Raw genomic sequence first — 21,862 nt, 5'->3', positions numbered from 1 at the left:
AATATAAAAAAAGAGGACCCCTATTCAATAAGAGGCCACTGAAATAGCCCAAATTTAAAAAGGCAGTTGAAACTATCAAATGAACTATCAACTGCTTTTTTACTAGATAATAGGATTATCAAGTGTTTAGGCGGTATCCAAGTGATCTAAAATCAAGATTATCGTGGATGCAACACAAAGCACATAAAAAAAGAGAAGGAAAAAGGCAATTTTCCGCCTAAATGTCAGACGGAAAATTGCCTTTTTGTATTCATTTTAGATTACAGAAATAAAAAACGTAAGTTTTTCAGTGGCCTCATTCAATAAAGAAATCATCTTTTAACATCTTAATTCTTTATTCAAATGTCCTGTTCACGGGTGTTAGATTCCCTTTGTTGCTTTTGTTGAAAATGATACATAGCTCCAATCATTCCAGCATCATTTTGATGTTTACAACTTTCGACGGGAATCTTAATATCTTTCCACCAATAAAGGCGGTCAAGTTGATTATTAATCATTTTTATTAAACCTTCTTGGCCGAGTACCCCGCCGCCGATTAAAATTTTTTGTGGATTTAATGTTGCAGCCAGGTTATAAATTCCATAACAAAGGATTTTTACCCAACGCTCCACTAATCTTCTCACTGAAGAATCTTTAGCGGCTTTAAGGAAAATGGTCTCGCCATCCACCTTTTTGGTTTCATTAATACCCTTTAGCTTTTTATAGGACTTTATTAAGGCAGTTGTAGAAGCATTATTATTCCATACATTCTCTGTTGACTCGGTAATCATAAAACCAAATTCACCGCCTCTAAAACTGTGCCCATGCACAAGTTTCCCATCTATAAAAATCCCTCCACCGATTCCAGTACCAACTGTTACACAGATAAAATCGGTACAATTTTTTGCGTTCCCACTTATTTTTTCTGCTATAGCAGCACAGTTCCCATCATTTTCAATTTCAACAGGCAGTGAAATTGCGGTTTCTAACAATATTTTAAGATTCTGACCATCTAATACTGATATAGCTCCTGCTCGTTCTGAGTAACCCGTATGTGGGTTGATATAACCTGGCAAACTAATGGCAACACCACTCACACTAGTATTTTCTGGATAGGACTTAACGGTATTTACTATTTTTTCAATAAACATTTCGAGGCTTGTGGAGGGGGTATCATAGCTTCCCTTGGAAAGAATGGATCCATTCTCTAACAATAAACCATGCTTCACTTGTGTCCCGCCAATATCAAAAGCAATATATTTATTCACTATTTTCCCCCTTGTCTAGTGGGTTAGGATTCTCATAATGTTATTCTCTATTAGGGTATTCATCAGGATATAACATTCATTACTACTTTTAAGTTGATGGCATTCGTTAAGTACAATGGTCATCGTATTATTTAACAAATCTGCAGTTCAGTAAGTAATTTTTAGAACATGCAAGTCGGAGGTTATTTGACAGGGACAAATTAACCCGTGCTCCCTTACGGTAATTGCTTATTTTTGAGTGAGATTGTGTTCAAGCCGTTGCCATTTGCTGTCAAGCTACATATTTATAAAAAGCTAGCATTATTATTAATCTAATTTTCTTCAAAGATATATATCTTCCGCAATTACAAAACAAATAGGGTGAGGAAAACTTATGGTGAAAAAGGCAATTATCCCTGCTGCAGGATACGGAACTCGGTGTCTTCCTATAACAAAAGCAATACCCAAAGAAATGTTTCCGTTAGGTTTAAAACCGGCCATCCATCATATCTTGAGGAGGCAGTGGAAGTAGGTATTAAACAATTATTAATCGTCGTTTCCAATTCGAAAAATGCTATTTTGGACTATTTTGATCGTTCAGTGGAGTTAGAGGCTTTTTTAAAAAGCAAAAATAAAGAGTATATGCTTGAGCGCTTAGAACCACCAAAAATAGACATTTGCTTTATAAAACAACACTATGCAAATGGACTTGGTGATGCGATACGACTGGGAAAAGAATTTGTAGGAGATGAACCGTTTGGAGTCCTATTACCAGATGATTTTGTCATTGCTAATGAAGCCCATGCTCTTAAACAGTTAATAGATGTATATAAGGAAACAAACAGTAGTGTTCTAGGACTAAAGAAAGTAAATCAAGACCAATTAAAAAATTATGGGGTGATACAAGGTGCAAATAATACCAGCCTCATTGAAATTAAAAATATAGTGGAAAAGCCTAAGCAGAATCCTCCTTCGGATTTAGCTGTTATCGGAAGATACATTTTTACCCCAACAATTTTTGAATGCCTTGAGAATCTAGATTTAGGTGTTGACGGAGAACTTCAACTCACAGATGCCATTAAAATTTTGCTAGGGATAGAACCAATCTATGGAAAAATCATATCTGGGGATCGGTATGATATCGGGAAATTTGAGGAATATGTAGAACTTATGAAAATAATGGGTGAGAAATTATCACACGATTAAATTTCGTATGAAAAGGAGAGCGTTATTGTGTTAGATAAAGTTTCAATCATTATTCCTTTCCAATCGGATTATGGCCCAAGAGCAAAGGCGTTTGAATGGATTAAACGGTATTATGCTAGTGTCATGCCCGAAGCAGAAGTATGTTTAGGATTAATGTCTGGTAAGGAAATTAATAAATCTAAGGCTGTTAACCTGGCAGCTAAAAAAGCCACAAGAGATATTTTCGTAATAGCGGATGCGGATGTGGTCTATGACTCGAACCTGATTGTGGAGGCGATAAAATCACTCAATAAAGGAGGTTTTGTTGTTCCTTTTACAGAAGTCTATAATATTGAAGTGCAAGGTACGGAGAGATTACTCAAGACAAAACCAAAATGGCCAATAGATGTAAAATCTGGAGAATATTATAAATCAAATTGGGTCTATGAAGGATTTGCTGGAAAACTCTTTGTCATTTCTAGAGAAAACTTCGAAGCAGTCGGAGGTTTTGATGAGCGATTTATTGGTTGGGGCGGGGAAGATGATGCTTTTTCCCATGCAGCTCGGACGATGTGTGGCAAACTAATAAATTTGAAGGGGAAAGTCTATCACCTATGGCACCCGGGTTCAAGCTATCAATCAAATCCGAACGGTAAAGCAAATGCTAAACTTCTTGGACGTTATGAACGTGCAAGCGGAAATAAGGAGAAAATGAAGAAACTTATTGAGGAACGGAAAAGTACACAAGAAGAAGACCAAGTTCATACACTAGTTAATTATGAAAATATATTACCAGAATCTCCAAAAAGCAAAATTTGTTTTGCCATCCTTGTTCATAAAGATAGAGAATTAGTCAAGCAGTTAATTGACAATGTCCGATACTATTGCCCCGACAGTACAATGGTTTTATATAACGGAGGGAATGATCCAACTCTTTGTGAGGGGCTAGGTGTACCCGTTTGTCCATCTAGCCATAAGTTAGAGCGGGGATGGACGACCATTTATTTTATGGAAGTAATGGAATGGTTAGAAGAGTTGGGGATTGAGTATGACTATTTTATTAATATCGATTCCGATGCACTGTTCGTTAAAAAAGGTTATGAGGAATTTATTCAAACTCAAATGAAAGATGCCGACTATATGGCGGTCAAGCTGCGAATTCCTGAAGAAGATTGGTATATTGGAAAAGAACTTAAGAAAGATAAAAAAAGGTGGAAAGCAATATTTAATCTCAAACCCTTCTACGGAGTTTTCAATGTGGGCCAGGTAATTTCCAGACCAGTAGTGAAAGCATTACTTGATCCAGAAAGAAAACAAAAGTTAAAAACTGCTTTAATAGAAACGACTTCTTTTGGTACGGATGAGGTATTTTTCGTAAACATGGCGGTGGAACTTGGAGTCAGGGTAAAAAGTTATCCAAACAAAATGGACGAAAAGATGATACGATATCGGCCTTATTTTACAGTGGAAGAAATGATTTCCTGTCTAAATAAAGCGGAGAATAGTTGTCTATGTCATCCTGTAATTCGAGATCAAGCTGATCCCGTCAGGAAGCTAATCCTTAGTATGGAACATGAACATAATACAAAACAGTATAAAAGCAGGGAATACCCATGGTATGAAGATAATTCAAATAATTATTCAGTGTCTCTTCCAATTACAAGTAAATTTGGGCATTCAGAGATTGTGGTTCGGTCAGGTTCCTCCTTGGTCCACTATTATCAGGATCCTAATGGGAAATGGAATAAAAGTAAGAAGTTTGCTGAAGGTGTTACCGGAAATCCAATATTTTTTGAAAATATTTCAGGTCAATTTGGTGTAATTTGTAAACTAAAGACCGGTGGAATTGGATTTTGGCTGCGAAACAACAATAAAGATAGCTTCCCTTGGTATGGCCCAACTATCTATCAACTTGATAATATAGAGCCATTAATGGCAAGTAAACTTCCGAACGGAAAACATACAATCGTGTTTATGGATGATAACAAAATGATTTATTGGGAACTAGATAATGAGAAATGGAATAAGGTCTTTCCTAATAGTAAGTAAATCAAAACATAGTTTATATGATAGTTCAGTAAAGCCTCCACGTATGGGGGCATTTTTTTATATACTATTAATTGGAGGCAGGAGTTTTGATGTGATAACTATATAAGGGGGATTAAAACATATGAATTTAAAGAAGATTCATCACGTGGCTGTCATTTGTTCCGATTACCAAAGATCAAAGGATTTTTATGTAAGAATTTTAGGTCTTACACCAATAAGAGAAGTGTACCGAGAGGAAAGGGAGTCCTATAAGCTGGATTTAGAAGTCGGAGGACAATACCAAATCGAGCTGTTTTCATTTCCAAACCCGCCAACAAGGCCGAATCGTCCGGAAGCAGTTGGGTTAAGACACTTAGCTTTTGAGGTAGAGGATATCGAGAAAGAAGTAGCCGAGTTAGTGAATCATGATATTTTAGTAGAACCAATCCGAATGGATCCAATCACTAACAAAAAATACACCTTCTTTGCCGATCCGGATGGATTGCCAATTGAACTGTATGAGGGCTAAAAGATTGTCAGTTAAAGCGGCAGAGAGGACAACCTCTCTGCCGTTTTTGGTGCCTGTCACCATTAGCACTACCAGCACTCAGATTACAGGTGAATCCCATCTATTCCCCACCCCATTCATCCATCCACTCCCACCTCCCCAAAATGTAACTTTTTTGAGCATAAATACGTCTTAAGTCGTAGATTTATTTCCGTTTGTGGTCTATGGCGGGAAGGAGTTTTTTCGTGTATTGTGGAAGTAGTGAATGTCATATTCTTCTAATTCAAAGAGTTTTTGAAGGATGTGAAACATTTATTTGCTTATTTCGTATCTATATAAAGGATATTAAGTCAGGAGTCGATCCAATATGAACCCAATTGCTGCATTCCTAATTCGCTCGTTTGTGGCCGTTCCCGTCACTGTTATTACATGGTTAATCTGCTTCTTTCCGCTCGATTTCACATTCTGGTCCTCCACCTTATTTGCGATTCTTGGCGGGGCGCTTACCCATGTGATTCTGACGTTAGTTCAAAACACCGGCTATTTGAAAAAGCATCAGCTGACAAGGAAGGAATACCGGTACATTCAGAAAAACCTAAAAGAGGCAAAACAGAAAATCAAACGCTTAAATAAAAGCATCTTTAAAATTCGTGATATTTACTCCGTCAAACAACGAATCGACATAAATCGAATTACTAAAAAAATACACAAGATGACGATGAAAGAACCGAAACGATTTTATCAAGCAGAGGAATTTTATTTTTCACACCTTGACTCACTCGTTGAGCTCACCGAAAAATACAGTTTCCTTTCATCACAGCCAAAACAGAACAGAGAAATCAGTCAATCTCTTATTGAAACTCGAAGAACATTAAATGAATTATCTAAAGTAGTGGAAGAGGATTTATACCGAGTCATCTCCGATGATATCGATACGTTAAATTTCGAAATAGATGTCGCAAAACATACGATTCAAAAGAAAAAAGAATTGAAATTTCCTGAAGAAAATAGGTGGCTAAAATGAGTGAACAAAATCCAATACCGAAAACTGGCGACTTGCTAGATGATATCCTTGCCAACCCGTTTGGCGATTCCGACACGTTAGATCTTGCCAAAAAGCAGACACTGCCAACAGGCGAACAAAAACCAGTCAAGTTAATTGATGTGATCCCTGAGGAAAATCGGGCAAAGGCCTACCAGCTTGCCGAGCAAATCGACCCGACCAACCACCAGGCGATGATTTCTTACGGCACCCAAGCACAAGGAAAGCTGTTATCGTTCTCGCATACGATGCTGGAACATGTCCAGAAACAGGATGTGGGTGAAATAGGCGAAATCATTAACGATTTGATGAAAAGGTTACATGAGGTCAATCCGGATGAATTAAAGGATGGGAAGCCATCCTTGTTTGCACGTATGTTTGGGAAAATTTCAACATCCATTCAGGAGGTTCTGTCCAAATACCAAAAAACAGGAGCGCAAATTGACCGAATCAGTGTGAAACTTGACCGTAGTAAGAATGTGCTTCTATCGGATATTAAACTGCTCGAACAGCTATATGAAACGAATAAGGAATATTTTCATGCCCTTAATATTTATATTGCAGCGGGGGAAATCAAGCTTGAAGAAATGGAAGCTAAGATTATTCCGCAGTTGAAAAAAGAAGCCGAAACAACTAACGACCAAATGAAGTTTCAAGAGGTCAATGATATGATTCAATTCGCGGATCGTTTAGACAAGCGTCTCCATGATTTGAAATTAAGCCGGGAAATCACGATTCAAAGTGCACCGCAGATTCGCTTGATTCAAAATACAAACCAGGCGCTGGTGGAAAAAATCCAATCGTCGATCATGACGGCCATTCCGTTATGGAAGAACCAAGTAGCCATTGCGTTAACCTTAATCCGTCAACGTCATGCCGTGGAAGCGCAGAAACAGGTATCAAAGACCACCAATGAACTTCTATTAAAGAATGCAGAAATGTTAAAAACGAATACGATTGAAACCGCCAAAGAGAATGAACGCGGTCTTGTGGATATCGAAACATTAAAGAAGACACAGGAAAGCTTAATTTCCACATTAGAAGAAACGATGCGAATCCAAGAAGAAGGCCGCCACAAACGCCGGCTTGCTGAACAAGAACTCGCCAACATGGAAAACGACCTGCGCCTAAAACTCTTAGAAATAAAGGGAAATAAATAATAAAAGAAAACGGTGATCCTCACTGCATGGTCATACACGCAGTGGGGACCCCCGTATTTTTATAGTGCTGTTTATATGGTGCCTGTCACCATTACTCTTATCTAGGTGTTACTAATGGTGACAGGCACCGCAAGTTCTATTTATTTACTTGGATGGTTTCGAGGTATTCTTCGAGAGTGATTTTCTTACTCATGATTTTTTGTGCAACTGATTTGCCGACATAGCGCAGGTGCCATGGTTCGTATTGGTAGCCAGTAATGTCTTCCTTTCCTTTTGGGTAACGGATGATAAAGCCATACTCGTCAGCATGCTTCTCCAGCCACTTTGCCGCAGAGGTCCCGGCAAAACAGTCCTCGGCCGCACACTTTCCATCACCGCCCGTTACATCAATCGCAAGACCAGTCTCGTGTTCACTGGTGCCTGGCACCGCACTATAAGTCTTTGCCGCTTTAACGCCATCAATACTTACATAGTGATTAAACACAGCCACTTGAGCGGCGTGGGAGCGATAAGCAGAAACGCCAAGAAGGCTGACGCCATCATGCTTGGCTCCGATAAACAATTTTTCAATTGCTCGAGCAGCGCTGCTGCGCATCTTCCGTTTCTCTACTTTTGCTTTAAAAATAAACGGAATGTCAGGGTCCACTAAATCATTCGGTTGATAACTAGCAGGCAGCTTATTCACTTTATTAACCAAGACAGGTATTGCAGACGGATTGGCAACAACCGAAACGCTCTTCTTTTCATTTTTTGAGGTCGTAGTGTCGACCACATTTTTACTGGGAGCAGTTGACTGATTTTCAACAAAATTTTGTTTCATTGAACAGCCAGCCAGCATAGAGGCAATTACAATCATAATGGTCATTAATAAAGGTAATTTTGTCATAATAACCGTCCTCTTTTATAAAAAGTACTTCCTTACTATCATGGACACATTGAAAGACTTTAAAACATTAAAATCGCTAGTGTAATAAGGTTAGGATTTTTTACATAAAATATAGAACGGGTCGATGGGACGAAAGCCTCTTTTATTTTCTAAAAACGTTCCTTATAGTTTTTTATAAGCACATAAATCGTCCGAAACGGCAAAACCATTGAAAGATGGTGACGCAAAACTACAGGGGCTTAGGTTTTTCTAAACGATGCTCGCCAGTTACCGAACACGACAAACTCCTGCGATTTATGTAAACGACAATTGAGGAGGTTTTCATGTGTTAAAACTACTAACTAAGGTTCAATACTATTATCATTTGTTCCAGCATCGGCATAACCAACTGTTGCAGCAGGATTGCTTGAACGATGAGCTAAGAATGAAACTAAAAGTCAAAGCTTTGTACCACAACAGTAAAGCGGTCGAACTTGGTCTAAGAATGTAAACAATCATCATTATGGTAAAAAGAAGCCTAGGATCGACTCCTAGGCGTTTTTCTATTTTTCGAATCTTTGAATAAAATTGCAACTGCGGCAGGCGCGGCCAATCAATCTTTTGGTCACACTATGTTCGTAATAAATCTCCTCCAGACCACAGACAGGGCATTCGATAATATGGAATAGTTGTCGTTCACCGAGTATGGCATCTAACAATAATTCAAAATACATTATTTTCTGTCCCCCTATCTATTATTTCTTCAAGAATAGCAAATACTAATAGTGAAAATAGAAGAAAATTGTCAAGGTGGACAAGAATGTTTTCGACATCCTTCCAAACGGAAATTTAACCACAAAGGAGAGCTACATGAAAAAGAATAATGATGAAACAAGTGAAGGGCTGAACCAGATCTTTGAAATTATTAATGCCAAAGGGGATACTGGTGAACTAAAGGAAATTGTTGAACAAACGAACGAGTCAACAAGCCAGGATGAACAACAACAAAGTGAGTGAAAAGGCCTAGATCTAAGTCTAGGTTTTTTTGTGGACAAAACGGAGTGGAATGTGGATAGATAACCTGGTTTTGTGGATAAAACTGTGTATTTTGTGGATACTTCACACCGAATTGTGAATATCTGAAAATACTTGTGAAAGACCGCTAAATATTCAGAAGATATCCACATAAAGTGTGAATAAGTACCGGGTAATTGTTGATATCTCACACTTGACTGTGGATAGTATCTCTAAATATGTTAATAACCTGTTGGAAAAACCCTTTCATTCCAAAATTCTTCCAAGTCTTTAGACCTATCCCCCTATAACAAAATGATATTTGTCACCTCAAATTTTTAATTAAATTTTCAACTTCAAAATTGTCCATCTCCAGGGCGTAGTGGTTAGGGGGTCAAAGGCTAACTCGAGAGCAGCCTTCTCACCGGCTAGTCATATGCCTGTCGTCCCAGTCAAGGTGCTTCTTTCGCTTTTCTTAAATAGTTGTAATTCATCCACCTACAGAAAAAATTCAACAAAAATTGGTCCAAAAATAGGTTGGTCAAAATGCGAACACAGAGCATAAGGTAAAAGAGGTGGTGAAATTTGGGAATAACAGAAACTCCATTACCGGGAGTCAAAATCATCGAACCGATGGTCTTTGGTGACCATCGTGGCTGGTTTATGGAAACTTACAGCGAGGATTGGTTGAAGAAAGCAGGAATCAAGATTCACTTTGTCCAGGATAACCATTCCTTTTCATCTTCCAAAGGAACCCTAAGAGGTTTACATCTTATCAAAAAAAGATCAACAGTCACCACTCCTTTCGGAAATGGAGAATAATTTTATATATGGAGAATGAAACAATGAAAATACTAGTAACAGGGTATACTGGACAACTTGGTTATGATGTTGTTCAAAATGGCATGAGTCGTGACTTTGACATGATTGGAGTTGGTTCGAAAGATTTAAATATCACGGATGAATGTGCCGTTAAAAAATATGTAAGAACATTGAAACCAGATGCTATTATTCACTGTGGAGCCTATACAGCGGTCGATAAGGCAGAGGATGATAAAGAAAACTGCTGGAAGGTAAACGTTGAGGGTACCCGATATTTAGTACAGGCAGCACAAGAAATCAAGGCCAAATTTATGTATATCAGTACGGATTATATTTTTGATGGATTAGGAGATAAGCCGTTTGTTGAAACCGATCTTCCTCATCCAATTGGATATTACGGATTTACAAAATATGAAGGAGAAAAAATGGTCCAAGCTCAGCTGACAGAGTGGTTCATTGTCCGCATTTCATGGGTGTTTGGAATCAATGGAAATAATTTTGTTAAAACAATGAAGCGATTATCCGAACACCAGAATGAAATTAAGGTCGTAGGAGACCAAGTGGGTTCACCTACCTATACCTTTGATGCAGCACGGTTAATCATCGATATGATTCAAACTGACAAATATGGAATTTACCATGCGACCAATGAAGGTTTTAGCAGCTGGTCAGAATTCGCCAAAGAAATCTTTCATATAACAGGTAAAAAGGTTAAAGTGAAATCTATTTCAACCGAAGAATACCCAACAAGGGCGAAACGGCCCAAAAATTCCCGTCTATCAAAGAAAAAGATCATAGATAATGGTTTTAAAACATTACCACCATGGCAGGAATCATTAAAACATTTTTTAAAGAATCAAACTTGAGGTGAAACAATGCAAACGAATAAATTGCTTGTAACCGGTGGAGCAGGGTTCATTGGTGGAAACTTTGTTCAGTACATGGTTAATAAATATCCCCAATATGATATTTATAATTTAGATTTGCTGACATATGCCGGTGATTTAACAAAGCATCGTCAGATTAACGATAAAGAAAACTATCATTTTGTTAAAGCTGATATTACCGATCGTCAGACAGTTCTGACGCTATTTGAAAAAGAGACCTTTGACTATGTGATTCATTTTGCTGCAGAAAGTCATGTGGATCGTTCGATCACAGATCCTGAACGATTTGTTCGTACCAATGTTTTAGGGACACAGGTTCTCTTGGATGCAGCGAAAAAAATAGGGGTCAAAAAATTCATTCATGTTTCAACAGATGAAGTATACGGTGAATTAAGTTTTGATCCAAGCACCTTCTTCACGGAAGAAACTCCCTTACAGCCCAATAGTCCATATAGTGCAAGTAAGGCATCTTCAGACCTATTGGTTCGGGCCTATTATGAAACATTTGGTCTTCCAATAAATATCACACGTTGTTCAAATAACTATGGCCCTTTTCATTTTCCGGAGAAATTGATTCCCTTAACTATTTCACGTGTGTTAAATGACGAAAAGGTACCGGTTTATGGGGACGGGAAAAATATCCGGGATTGGTTACATGTCCTAGATCACTGTGCAGCGATTGACCTTGTTTTGCATAATGGTGTGAAGGGTGAAGTTTATAATGTGGGCGGACGGAATGAGAGAACGAACTTGCAAGTAGTTAAAACCATTATACAGTCTCTAGGGAAATCAGAGGATCTAATTGAATTTGTATCAGACCGTTTGGGTCATGATAAACGCTATGCGATCGACCCTGCTAAATTAGAGACGTTAGGCTGGAAACCAAACTATACCTTTGATACAGGAATTGCCCAAACGATTGATTGGTATAAGAAAAACAAGTGGTGGTGGAAGCCTCTTCTTGAATAAAAAGTACCATTGTATAAAATGGTGTTTTCTCAATAGTCGTAAGGGACTATTTTTTATTAATAAACCTTAAAGTTGTACCATTTTTCTGTATTTTTCATAACCTAAAGAGAGATTAAGAGAGAAGGGAATGAAAAGATGAAAGGTATTATATTAGCCGGAGGAAAAGGTACTCGGTTAGAGCCTTTTACCAAATTACTGAACAAGCACTTGCTCCCTGTGGGAGGTGACCCAATGATCTACTGGCCAATAAATAAGTTAAAAGAGGCGGGGATTACTGATATTCTAATTGTTACGAATAACCAACATCTCCGTTCGTTCCAAGAAATTTTAGGCCAGGGTGAGGAATTGGGTGTTAAGTTATCCTACACGATTCAAAGTGAAAAAGGAGGAGGTATTGCTGATGCACTAGCCTCCGCGAAGGATTTCGTAGATGACCAATGTATCGTTTTGTTAGGGGACAATCTGTTTGACGATGATTTAAGACCATATATTAATGAATTTCAAAACCAACCGCAAGGTGCAAAAGTGCTGTTAAAAGAAGTGAATGACCCAGAAAGATATGGAATAGCTTTATTAGATGAAGTAAATCATTCTATTATCTCTATCGTTGAAAAGCCTAAAATTCCTAAGTCCAATTTTTGTGTAACAGGAATCTACCTTTATAACAAAGAAGTATTTGATTTAATTGACTTAATAAAACCATCGAGCAGGGGAGAAAAGGAGATTACTGATATAAATAATCTCTATATTAAAAGAAAAGAATTAAAGTTTGATATTTTAAAAAGCTGGTGGCTGGATGCTGGGACACATGAATCATTGTTTAAAGCAAATAAACATTTCTATGAAAGGAGCTAAGTATTTTGCCAAAGGTTTCAGTAATCTTAACAAGTTTTAATAAACATGAATATATTGCAAAATCTATTCAGGCTATTTTGGACCAAACCTATCAAGACTTTGAGTTATTTATTATGGATGACAATTCAAATTCTGAAACTTTAACCGTAATTGAACCGTTTTTAAGTGATAAACGTGTGAAGTTTTTTAAAAGTAATATTCAAACAATGGAAGAAAGAGTAGAAAAAACAAGATATGCCGTGTTAATCAATCAAGCGCTACAACTAGCAGAGGGCGAGTATGTTACTTATGCTACGGATGATAATGTATACAACAGGACAAGGCTTGAGAAAATGGTGGGCTATTTAGAGCAGCATCCTAAAGTCATGGTCGTATACTCAGCGTCACAAACAAGGTATTTAAATGAAATGAAAGAAGTCACTCATTCTATGACTAGACCAGCCCGGACCATTTCATGGCTTGCTCCTTGTATGATTGACCATTGCTCGGTTATGCACCGTAGGTCCATCCTTCCTCAAATAAAGAGAGCATTTGGTTCTTATTGGGATGAAGATCACCAATTTTATAGAATCGGAGATGCTAGATTCTTTTGGAGAATCAACCACTTTTGGGCTTTTTATCCTATTAATGAGGTTCTTGATGAAAATTATATTACCCCTAAATCCATTCACGCTCAATTATTTAATGATTCCCCGAACCAATTTTCAAAACTACTGCCTCCGCAAAGAACATGTAAAGAATTGAGAGAATCTCTAAGAGCGCTGAGAAGAGGGAACGGGGGATGACCCGTTATCTAGCGAATTATTGGTCACTTTATCGGGAGTTTATGGAAGTCTTTAAGAATTTTAAATATAGGGATATTCCCATTGCAATGCTGACAAACTTTTATCAGCATATCGATTCAAATCTAAAAAAAAAAATGGAGAACGAAAATTTTCCTGCATCCCTATTGAACCCAGAAATAGAACAGGCCATGATCCAACCATATTTCGAAGGGGTGCTGGAGAAAATAAGAGCACCTTTCATGAAAGAGTCTATTGATGGCAAAACACTAATTAATATGGATTATACACGTCTACCTGAAATAACGTTTCGGACATGGTTTGATCCTAGTCAAACCATTATTCTCTCTCGTTCGAAAACTGCACATCTACATGGAATACGTAACGAGAGTATTCTTAAATATGAGGTTATCAATAATAAAGTTTCTGAAACTCTTATCAAGAGTGCCAAATATGTATTTACTAAACATCAAAACCATCCGGCATTTGGAAATGAGTTTTTCCAAAACACCTTTCTTACTCGAATACCGTTAATGGTAAAGACGATTAATGCTGTTTATAACCTATTGGATCATCTGCCTATTTCCACAATAGTTGTGGGGACAACTGAAGATATGCTTAGTAGAACACTTGCTATCGTTGGATCAATCAGGGGCATTAAAAGTATCTGTTTACAGCATGGAATCTTAATGGGGGAAGAGGCCTTTATGCCAGTTTTTACTACGTTGATTGGGGCCTATGGTGAATATGAGAAAAGATGGTATGTACAAAGAGGACTTGAAATGGATAGAATTGCTGAAATCGGTCATCCCAAATATGATCAAATTTTCACAAGTTTGAGAACAGACTCAAAGGAAGTTATAACAAAACTTGGACTAAGTTCAGAAAAAGAGACATTATTAATTATTACAGGCCCACAAATCGATTTTATTAAATTCGAAAAACTAATGAAGAATCTTTCCGATAATCCGCGTCTCCAAATCATCATTAAACCTCATCCATGGGAGATTGGGAAAGGGAGGTTTAAAATTTATACTGAACTTGAAAAGAAATACCCATCCATAAAGGTGTATACCTCAAGAGAAAATATTCTTTATGAATTAATTCCTGCGGTTGATGGAGTTGTTTCCACTTTATCTACAGTGGTATTAGAAAGTATTTTATTTAATAAACCTGTGTTTATTTATAACTTCATGAACAGTAATCGAGCATACGATTATTTTGATTCATTAGGAGAGTATATTCAAACAGATCCGAATCGATTAACCGAAGTTATTAGTGCCTATTTTTCTTCAGATGAACATCAGAAACTCTATGCACATATAAGGAGAGAGTATTTATCAAAGTCCTATAACGATGGATCGTCAGGAGAGAAACTGGCCCATGTCATCAAGAATTTTAATCAGTAAAGATCTAGTGTTATAAAGGGATAGAAAGAGGACCTGCCTTACCAGCAGGTCCTCTTTCTACCTTATTTATTAGTTCAAAATATTCCAATCTGCTGGTGTACCTGCCTTTATATCCATAGCAGCTTTTTTTCCCAGTAATTGTTCGTAATATTTCGGGGCTAAGCCATAGCCAGGTCTAATAACTCTTAGGTTTTCTTTCGTTAACACGTCTCCAGCCTTTAAGTCTTTCGTTATATAGAGCGATCTTCTAAATTTTAATGAATTCTTTTCCTTTTCAGTTGGTCCATAAGTAACAGCCCCCAAAGCTTGCCACGCTTTTTTTGTTTCATCCACTAAGGAGTGCATTTCATGCGGTTCCATTGAAAAGGCCGAATCAACACCTCCATCAGCACGGGATATAGTAAAATGTTTTTCAATAACAGTGGCTCCGAGAGCAACGCTAGCTACTGCCACACCGATTCCCATTGTATGATCAGATAAACCAACCTGGCAGTTAAAAAGGTCCCTCATATGAGGAATGGTTATAATATTTGTATTTTCAGGTGTAGCCGGGTACGTACTCGTACACTTTAGCAAAACGATATCTTCACATCCGGCCTTTCTTGCAGCTCGAACGGTTTCATCCAAATCGGCAAGTGAAGCCATTCCGGTTGAGATAATGATAGGCTTTCCAGTGGAAGCAACCTTTTTGATCAGTGGAATATGATTATTTTCAAAAGAAGCTATTTTATAAAAAGGTGTATTTAATTGTTCGAGGAAGTCGACTGCGGTTTCATCAAAGGGGGTGCTAAAGGGAATGAGTCCTAATTCCCGGCATCTTTCAAAAATTGGCTTATGCCACTCCCATGGAGTATAGGCTTGTTGATAGAGTTTGTAGAGGTTATTCCCTTTCCATAAGCTCTCCTGATCATCAATAGCAAAATCCTTACGGTCAATATTTAACGTCATCGTATCGGCTGTATATGTTTGGATTTTCAATGCATGTGCCCCCGATTCTGCAGCCGCTTCTACAATTTCTAATGCCCGTTCAAGCGATTGATTATGGTTTCCAGACATTTCAGCAATAATAAAAGGAGGATGATTGATTCCAATCATTTTTCCTCCCAGATTGATTTCGTTCATTTGATCACTCCTCTGTAATAAAATGGAGGTTCAGCTTGTCTTTCTGCTTCTCCCAGTCTTCTTTAAATAAGGATAACCTAATTAAGTCAATGAACTGGCCATTTCGGCTCCATTCCTTTTTAAAAAGTCCTTCTTGGCAGAATCCTAATCTATGGTGAAACCTTACACTCCGCTGATTAAATGACAGGACCATCCCAATGATTTTTCGGATGTTTAATTGATAAAAGGCATAATCTAAGGCTAACGCACCCATAATGGTACCTGAACCTTTAGGTGCATGAGGTTCCCCAATATAAAATCCCCATGCACAGGTTTGATTCTGGAGGTTCACTTCTTTAAAGGAAACAAGACCTAACGGCTTGTTTTTGTAAAGAAACAGTCGATAAAAACGACTTTCGTTCTTTAGTACAGCATCAAACCACTGACAATGAGCTTCATAGGGAATGGGCTGGTCGTTATACATATTCACTCGAATCGACTCCGAATTTCGCCATTCATAAATCATGTCCTTGTCTTTTTCCGTTAATGCCCTTAAATAATAATCCATAAGCGTCACCTTATCCCATTAATTCTTTGATCATCATTTGCTGACTTACCATGGTATCCTTCATTAGTTGATACGATAACCGAGACATTTCTGTTCGTTCCGCTTCATTTTCAATTAATATCTTTAGGTGGCGGGTTAAACAAGACTGCTCAATTGTTTCTTTTTCTCCTAAATAAGTAATGACCTTTCCTTTTGCAAGACTTTTACAAATTTCTTCCTGATTTTCAGCAATACTGACAACGATAGAGGGCAAACCAAGGAGGCAACGCTCCCATGTAGTGGTACCACCTGCCCCGATGGATAGATCGGCCCAATTCATTAATTCGGCCATGTTGTCAATTTGACAATGAAAATGCAGGTATTCATACATGTTACAAATAGAAGCAATCTCCATTTTGTACAGGTTAGATTGCCCAACGACCACATCTACCTCGATGTCATTACGACCCAAAGCTAAGAAGGATGAAAGAGCCTTTCCTGTTTCATTGGTATGATCGATACCGCCATAAAAAATTAATATTCTTTTTACCGCTCCTGTTCGCAGCTTTTGCTTTTTTAATTGATGATAAAACTCTGGTCGGAGTAAGACATAACTGGGTCCTAAAAATGTTTTACAATAGGATGGTAAGAGTGAATCATAGCGGTTTTGGTAATCTTGGATGAAATTTTGATCTAATAAAAAATCACAATCATGCTTACGATCAGCTAAATCATCAATCACCATGATTTTTTTTACCTGATCTCTTAGGAGAACTTCCCAATCCTCGTTAATGGCATAATGATCGACAATTAATAGGTCACAGGGGCAATTCATTAACAATTCCTTTGTTTGATGTGCATCCACACTCAATGGAACGCCAAGCCATTGAGTGTGTCCTCTGCCATTCGGCGCCATGCCATTTTCTTGAGGCCGCTTAAGTACTAATACTTCATATCCTTTTGCTGTAATCAGGTCAATTAAATGCCCTTTATGCTCCCTGCAAATAAAGCGAACATCCGCTCCTTGTTCCTGCAATTTTTCAGCAAGTGTTAAACAACGCATAACATGACCAGTACCTATTTCTATTGAGGCATCGACACGTATATAGACATTCATCGTTTATTCCTCTAATTCCGACGGCTTAGTTTTTGGGGGGATTACCTTCTTTTGTTCAATATGAGCATTGATTAAAGCCCACTCCTGATTTTTCTGTAACAATTGAATAATATCTTCTAACTGAAACTGTGTTTTGTTCTGACTGTAAAGGTCTGTAATCACAAGAGTAATTACATCTAAATCTGCTTCGGTATCTACGGTTAAACGATAGGAGCTTAAGTCATTTCTATGTTTAACATTTGCAGCCTTAAATTTGTTAGGATGGAGATAGATGTATGGAGTGACATGTTCGCGCTCTGCTGCATTGGCTGCTTCGTTATATGCTTGTTCTAAGGCTCCCATGGAAAATACCTCAACATCAAATCCACGAGGATAGGTTCGATCAAGCGTATTAGAAACATAATCGTACTTGTTTGGATTCTCTAGGTACTTAGAAATGATTTTATCAATCGTCTCGGGGTCTAGTAACGGACAATCAGAGGTGAGGCGGACAATTACCTCACCTTTATAGTGATTAGCAGTTTCAAAATACCTTGACAATACATCGTCCTCAGAACCTCGATAATAGTCAACCGAAAGCTGTGTGCATAAATCAATTATAGGCTGCTCGTGCTCCTTCGTCGTGGTGGCAATTACAATTTGATGAATTAACCTGGACCTTTTGACCTGTTCAATCTGATATTCAAGCAATGGTTTTCCTAAAACCTTTTTCATTATTTTCCCTGGTAACCTTGTTGACCCCATTCTAGCTTGGATGATGGCAACAACCTTCAAAAAATCACCTTCTATTTATTTAGAGTAACGGGCTATCACATTTGTGACTGCTTTGATAACGTCATGTATATCATCCTCGGTCATAGCTGGAAAAAGAGGCAGCGTGATGATTTCTTCATATAGTTTTTCAGCGTTTGGACAATCCCCGTATTTGTATCCTAATCCTTGATAGTAGGGCATTAGGTGAACAGGGATATAGTGCACATTGACCCCAATATTTTCTTTTAGTAACGCCTCGAATATATCCTTCCGACTGGCTGTTAATTGTTCTAAATGAAGGCGAATGATATACAAATGCCAGCTCGATTGACCGTTTTCGTCTTGGAAAGGAATCGATAGTTCGCTTATATGGTTAAATGCCTCATTATACATCGAAGCATATTTTTTTCGTAAATCTATAAATTTATCAATCTTTTTTAATTGGCTTGTTCCAAGGGCGGCTTGAATATCGGTCATGCGATAGTTATAACCTAAAAATTGCATTTCATAATACCAAGGCCCATGATTTTGGATTAGCCTGTTATGATCACGTGTGATGCCATGAGAACGGAATTGTAAAAGCTTTTCATAATACTTTTTATTATTGGTTGTAATGATGCCGCCTTCACCTGATGTAATATGTTTCACCGGGTGGAAGCTAAACATGGTCATATCACTAATGGAACCAATCATTTTTTGCTTATAGACAGCCCCTAGTGCATGTGCCGCATCCTCAATAACAATGAGGTTATGTTTTTTGGCAATTCCCCTAACTGCCTCTAATGAAACCGGCTGTCCTGTAAAATGAACAGGAATAATTGCTTTTGTTTTAGTTGTAACTTTTTTCTCAATTTCTGCTGGGTCTATATTGTAGGTTTTTGGATCGATATCAGCGAAGATGGGCTTACCACCCTGATAGAGTACACAGTTAGCACTTGCTGCAAATGTTAAAGGGGTCGTAATCACTTCATCACCCTCAGTGATTCCTGCGGCAAAACAAGCGCCATGTAACGCTGCTGTTCCGTTCGAGAAACTTACGGCATAAGAAGCGCCAACGTATTTTGCTACTTCTTGTTCAAAAATGGATACATAGGGCCCAGTAGTTAGATAATCCCCTTTTAAAACATTAATTACTGCAGAGATGTCATCATCATCGATCCATTGTCTGCCATACGGAAGATAGTTATCTCTGATCGGTTTGTGATTCAAAAATATAAGCCTCCTTCCTCCTAGCGCTAATTGGTAGATTATTGATCTATTACTAGTTTTTTTAAGTCGTCAACGGACAGCCATGTGTTATTCGTATTACTTACATATGTGAAGCCTTCTGGCACAGGTTCTCCGCCAATTGCCTGTTCAGCGCTCCACCACGGAAATTCCGGTTGAATCACATAATATGCGTCATATTCTAAGGTTCGCCGTGCATCATCCTCGGTGATCATCGTTTCATGTAATTTCTCACCGGGGCGAATACCGATAATTTCAATCTTGGCATTTGGAGCAATTGCCTTGGCTAAATCTGTCACTTTCATACTTGGAATTTTGGGGACGAAAATTTCTCCACCCTTCATTCTGCTTAAATTATCAATAACAAATTGAACTCCTTGGTCCAATGTGATCCAGAAACGAGTCATTCGTTCATCCGTTATCGGTAATGTTCCTGTTTCTTTGATCTTTAAAAAAAAGGGAACTACACTCCCGCGGCTACCGACAACATTTCCATAACGAACAACAGCGAATCGAGTATTCTTAATGCCAGTATATGAGTTAGCGGCAACAAATAATTTATCTGATGCTAATTTTGTTGCTCCGTATAAATTGATTGGATTCGCTGCCTTATCAGTACTTAAGGCAATAACCTTTTGAACACCCCTGTCAATAGCGGCTTCAATAATATTTTGTGCCCCGTGAATATTGGTCTTAATGGCTTCGAATGGATTATATTCACAAATGCCGACTTGTTTTAAGGCGGCAGCGTGGATAACAACATCTACACCTTCAAAAGCACGAAATAATCTCTCTTTGTCACGTACATCCCCAATAAAAAAACGAATCCTTGGATCTGTAAATTCTTTTGCCATTTCAAATTGTTTTAACTCATCCCGACTAAAGACAATTACCTTTTTTACATCTAAATCAAGAACTTTTTTGATGAATTTTTTTCCAAACGAACCTGTGCCGCCTGTCACCAACAAGGTTTTACCTTTTAACGTAAACATTTTCTTCCCTCTTTCACTCGTGAAATTTTTCAAAGGATTGGTTGAGATCTTCTTTAGCTCCCAATTGTTTAAGAATAAATCCAACTCGATGGGTAAAGGTGTGATTTTCGACCACCCTTTTTTGAGCGTTTCTTCGGTAAAAATTTCTTAAGTTTTCATCATTTATGAACTGTCGAATTAAATCAATACAATCCTCAGAATGAGAGTAAACGACGATGTCTTGAGTAATATCAAAATGCATCTGCAAATCTGGTTTATTAGAAAGAAGTTGAAATCCGCCGCATGCTGCTATATCAAAGGTACGATTGTTAATACTTTTATTTTCAATTGCCAGGGTGTTTTTATTTTTATGAAAGTCATAGGTACGATGGGGATTGAGGATAATTTTAGAACGGTTAAATAGGCTTCTCACAGTTTCAGGTTCCATCCACCTATTGATTATAGTTAATCTACTCGTATGTTTATGGTTTTTGATAAATCTTTTCCAAAATGGGCCAACTAGAATCAGGGAATATGGAGTATAAGTCAATAGCTGGTAAACGAGATTTATTCGTTCTGGATATGGATAACCAACTAGACAAACGTCATATAAATATTCTTCTTTGTGGTCGGCAAAATAAAGTAAAGGATCTGTTCCTAGTGGGAGATGGTAAATGTGTTTTTTGGGGAACTTTTTCTTATAATACTCAAATGCTCCTATATCAATGGTAAATATATAATCATAATCCCTTACTAAATGAATAGACATATCGATATAAAAGGGATCTTCCGTTAGCCAAATACAGCGGGGGGAATTGATTTTTTTAAGAAAGTCCATTAATTTTTCATCTACGGTAAACCCCACCATAGTTAAAATGACATCGGGTTTAAAACTCTCAATTAATTCGATAGCTTCTATTGTATATTTTGAGTGTATTTTAGTGACTGTATGGTCCAAAAAAATAAAGGCCTCTTCTATGGCTTTCTCGAAATAAGGATATATCCCTGAATAGCCTGACGAAATCAATAATATTTTCATTTAAGAAGTCTCCTTAGAAGAGGGGAAATATAATTCCTTAAGGAGATCTATTTCCCCCTCTGGTCCTTACTATAAACCTGGTAGATTAAAAGAAAAAGATTCTATATCTTCACAACGGATGACAGTTACTAACTCATCCATAAATGGGGAAACCATTGCTGATTCCAGAATGCTTACAATGCCATCGTGTGTTACTCTTCTGAGTCTGCCTTCAATTATATCTCCCGACTTAGTTCTGAAGGTAACATCTTGTCCAATATATCTGCGAAGATAGCGGCAAAGGCTATCCATACCAAATGAAAGGCTTAATTCACCGTTCAATAAATTCACTCCTTTATACATTTTTTTTATACAT

General features: G+C 37.7%; 22 protein-coding genes, 1 pseudogene and 1 riboswitch. Of the genes and pseudogenes, 13 read left to right on the top strand and 10 right to left on the bottom strand.

All coding sequences use genetic code 11. The annotated features are described in order from the left end of the window. Positions 1 to 338 precede the first annotated feature (338 nt). A complete protein-coding gene (locus L1999_RS26235) occupies positions 339 to 1,247 on the bottom strand; it encodes an ROK family protein (protein WP_235741202.1) in 909 nt (302 codons plus the stop codon). 373 nt (positions 1,248 to 1,620) lie between these two features. On the opposite strand from L1999_RS26235, the pseudogene L1999_RS26230 reads away from it, so the two are divergent. The 5 genes and pseudogenes from L1999_RS26230 (at position 1,621) to L1999_RS26210 (ending at position 7,149) form a co-directional block, all read left to right on the top strand. Beyond that, positions 1,621 to 2,432 (top strand): annotated as a pseudogene (locus L1999_RS26230) (UTP--glucose-1-phosphate uridylyltransferase). 27 nt (positions 2,433 to 2,459) lie between these two features. After that, positions 2,460 to 4,460, top strand: a complete 2,001-nt coding sequence (locus tag L1999_RS26225) for a galactosyltransferase-related protein (protein WP_235741201.1) — start codon at positions 2,460 to 2,462, stop codon at positions 4,458 to 4,460. Positions 4,461 to 4,581: 121 nt separating this feature from the next. Continuing rightward, a complete protein-coding gene (gene gloA2 / locus L1999_RS26220; protein WP_235741200.1) occupies positions 4,582 to 4,968 on the top strand; it encodes an SMU1112c/YaeR family gloxylase I-like metalloprotein in 387 nt (128 codons plus the stop codon). A 346-nt stretch (positions 4,969 to 5,314) separates the two neighbouring features. Then, a complete protein-coding gene (locus tag L1999_RS26215; RefSeq protein WP_235741199.1) occupies positions 5,315 to 5,971 on the top strand; it encodes a 5-bromo-4-chloroindolyl phosphate hydrolysis family protein in 657 nt (218 codons plus the stop codon). After that, positions 5,968 to 7,149 (top strand): toxic anion resistance protein, encoded by a 1,182-nt coding sequence (locus L1999_RS26210; RefSeq protein ID WP_235741198.1) that lies wholly within the window; start codon positions 5,968 to 5,970, stop codon positions 7,147 to 7,149. The genes L1999_RS26215 and L1999_RS26210 overlap by 4 nt, the downstream gene beginning before the upstream one ends. A gap of 136 nt (positions 7,150 to 7,285) precedes the next feature. Here the strand turns inward: L1999_RS26210 and L1999_RS26205 are convergent, their stop codons facing one another. After that, positions 7,286 to 8,035 carry a M15 family metallopeptidase gene (locus L1999_RS26205; RefSeq protein WP_235741197.1) on the bottom strand — a complete coding sequence of 250 codons (750 nt, stop codon included), beginning with the start codon at positions 8,033 to 8,035 and terminating at the stop codon, positions 7,286 to 7,288. A gap of 188 nt (positions 8,036 to 8,223) precedes the next feature. Beyond that, positions 8,224 to 8,310, top strand: a riboswitch (cyclic di-GMP riboswitch). A 50-nt stretch (positions 8,311 to 8,360) separates the two neighbouring features. Here L1999_RS26205 and L1999_RS26200 point away from each other — a divergent pair. The 8 genes from L1999_RS26200 to L1999_RS26165 all read left to right on the top strand — a co-directional run bounded on the left by L1999_RS26200 (position 8,361) and on the right by L1999_RS26165 (position 14,752). Then, complete coding sequence (locus L1999_RS26200; protein ID WP_235741196.1) at positions 8,361 to 8,525, top strand: hypothetical protein; 165 nt, start codon at positions 8,361 to 8,363, stop codon at positions 8,523 to 8,525. 359 nt (positions 8,526 to 8,884) lie between these two features. Next, a complete protein-coding gene (locus tag L1999_RS26195) occupies positions 8,885 to 9,031 on the top strand; it encodes a hypothetical protein (RefSeq protein ID WP_235741195.1) in 147 nt (48 codons plus the stop codon). Positions 9,032 to 9,613: 582 nt separating this feature from the next. Further along, on the top strand, positions 9,614 to 9,850 hold the full coding sequence (locus L1999_RS26190; RefSeq protein WP_235741194.1) for a dTDP-4-dehydrorhamnose 3,5-epimerase family protein: 237 nt from the start codon (positions 9,614 to 9,616) through the stop codon (positions 9,848 to 9,850). A gap of 23 nt (positions 9,851 to 9,873) precedes the next feature. Next, on the top strand, positions 9,874 to 10,716 hold the full coding sequence (gene rfbD, locus L1999_RS26185; protein WP_235741193.1) for a dTDP-4-dehydrorhamnose reductase: 843 nt from the start codon (positions 9,874 to 9,876) through the stop codon (positions 10,714 to 10,716). Between the two features lie 9 nt (positions 10,717 to 10,725). Further along, the gene (gene rfbB / locus L1999_RS26180; RefSeq protein WP_215047188.1) at positions 10,726 to 11,706 is read left to right on the top strand and encodes a dTDP-glucose 4,6-dehydratase; all 981 of its coding nucleotides are present in this window, start codon (positions 10,726 to 10,728) and stop codon (positions 11,704 to 11,706) included. A 135-nt stretch (positions 11,707 to 11,841) separates the two neighbouring features. Further along, positions 11,842 to 12,561 carry a sugar phosphate nucleotidyltransferase gene (locus L1999_RS26175; RefSeq protein ID WP_235741192.1) on the top strand — a complete coding sequence of 240 codons (720 nt, stop codon included), beginning with the start codon at positions 11,842 to 11,844 and terminating at the stop codon, positions 12,559 to 12,561. Between the two features lie 5 nt (positions 12,562 to 12,566). After that, positions 12,567 to 13,346: a glycosyltransferase family 2 protein gene (locus tag L1999_RS26170; RefSeq protein WP_235741191.1), complete on the top strand. Its 780-nt coding sequence runs from the start codon at positions 12,567 to 12,569 to the stop codon at positions 13,344 to 13,346. After that, positions 13,343 to 14,752, top strand: a complete 1,410-nt coding sequence (locus L1999_RS26165) for a CDP-glycerol glycerophosphotransferase family protein (RefSeq protein WP_235741190.1) — start codon at positions 13,343 to 13,345, stop codon at positions 14,750 to 14,752. Before L1999_RS26170 ends, L1999_RS26165 begins: the two co-directional genes overlap by 4 nt. Positions 14,753 to 14,821: 69 nt before the next feature. Here L1999_RS26165 and pseI read toward each other — a convergent pair whose 3' ends face one another. The 8 genes from pseI to L1999_RS26125 all read right to left on the bottom strand — a co-directional run bounded on the left by pseI (position 14,822) and on the right by L1999_RS26125 (position 21,828). After that, positions 14,822 to 15,874: a pseudaminic acid synthase gene (gene pseI / locus L1999_RS26160; protein ID WP_235741189.1), complete on the bottom strand. Its 1,053-nt coding sequence runs from the start codon at positions 15,872 to 15,874 to the stop codon at positions 14,822 to 14,824. A gap of 4 nt (positions 15,875 to 15,878) precedes the next feature. After that, positions 15,879 to 16,421, bottom strand: coding sequence for a UDP-4-amino-4,6-dideoxy-N-acetyl-beta-L-altrosamine N-acetyltransferase (gene pseH, locus L1999_RS26155; RefSeq protein WP_235741188.1), 543 nt, complete (start codon positions 16,419 to 16,421; stop codon positions 15,879 to 15,881). 10 nt (positions 16,422 to 16,431) lie between these two features. Beyond that, complete coding sequence (gene pseG, locus L1999_RS26150; protein ID WP_235741187.1) at positions 16,432 to 17,517, bottom strand: UDP-2,4-diacetamido-2,4,6-trideoxy-beta-L-altropyranose hydrolase; 1,086 nt, start codon at positions 17,515 to 17,517, stop codon at positions 16,432 to 16,434. Positions 17,518 to 17,520: 3 nt separating this feature from the next. Next, positions 17,521 to 18,291, bottom strand: coding sequence for a glycosyltransferase family protein (locus tag L1999_RS26145; RefSeq protein WP_235741186.1), 771 nt, complete (start codon positions 18,289 to 18,291; stop codon positions 17,521 to 17,523). Positions 18,292 to 18,306: 15 nt separating this feature from the next. Beyond that, positions 18,307 to 19,479, bottom strand: coding sequence for a UDP-4-amino-4,6-dideoxy-N-acetyl-beta-L-altrosamine transaminase (gene pseC, locus L1999_RS26140; protein ID WP_235741185.1), 1,173 nt, complete (start codon positions 19,477 to 19,479; stop codon positions 18,307 to 18,309). A gap of 38 nt (positions 19,480 to 19,517) precedes the next feature. After that, on the bottom strand, positions 19,518 to 20,489 hold the full coding sequence (pseB, locus tag L1999_RS26135; protein WP_235741184.1) for a UDP-N-acetylglucosamine 4,6-dehydratase (inverting): 972 nt from the start codon (positions 20,487 to 20,489) through the stop codon (positions 19,518 to 19,520). 13 nt (positions 20,490 to 20,502) lie between these two features. Further along, positions 20,503 to 21,507 (bottom strand): CgeB family protein, encoded by a 1,005-nt coding sequence (locus tag L1999_RS26130; protein WP_235741183.1) that lies wholly within the window; start codon positions 21,505 to 21,507, stop codon positions 20,503 to 20,505. A 69-nt stretch (positions 21,508 to 21,576) separates the two neighbouring features. Then, positions 21,577 to 21,828: a hypothetical protein gene (locus L1999_RS26125; protein WP_235741182.1), complete on the bottom strand. Its 252-nt coding sequence runs from the start codon at positions 21,826 to 21,828 to the stop codon at positions 21,577 to 21,579. Positions 21,829 to 21,862 lie beyond the last annotated feature (34 nt).

Source organism: Neobacillus drentensis, from assembly GCF_021560175.1.
Lineage (GTDB): Bacteria > Bacillota > Bacilli > Bacillales > Cytobacillaceae > Neobacillus > Neobacillus drentensis_A.
The sequence above is the reverse complement of the archived record's forward strand: the minus strand, read 5'-3'. Positions and strand labels throughout refer to the sequence as shown.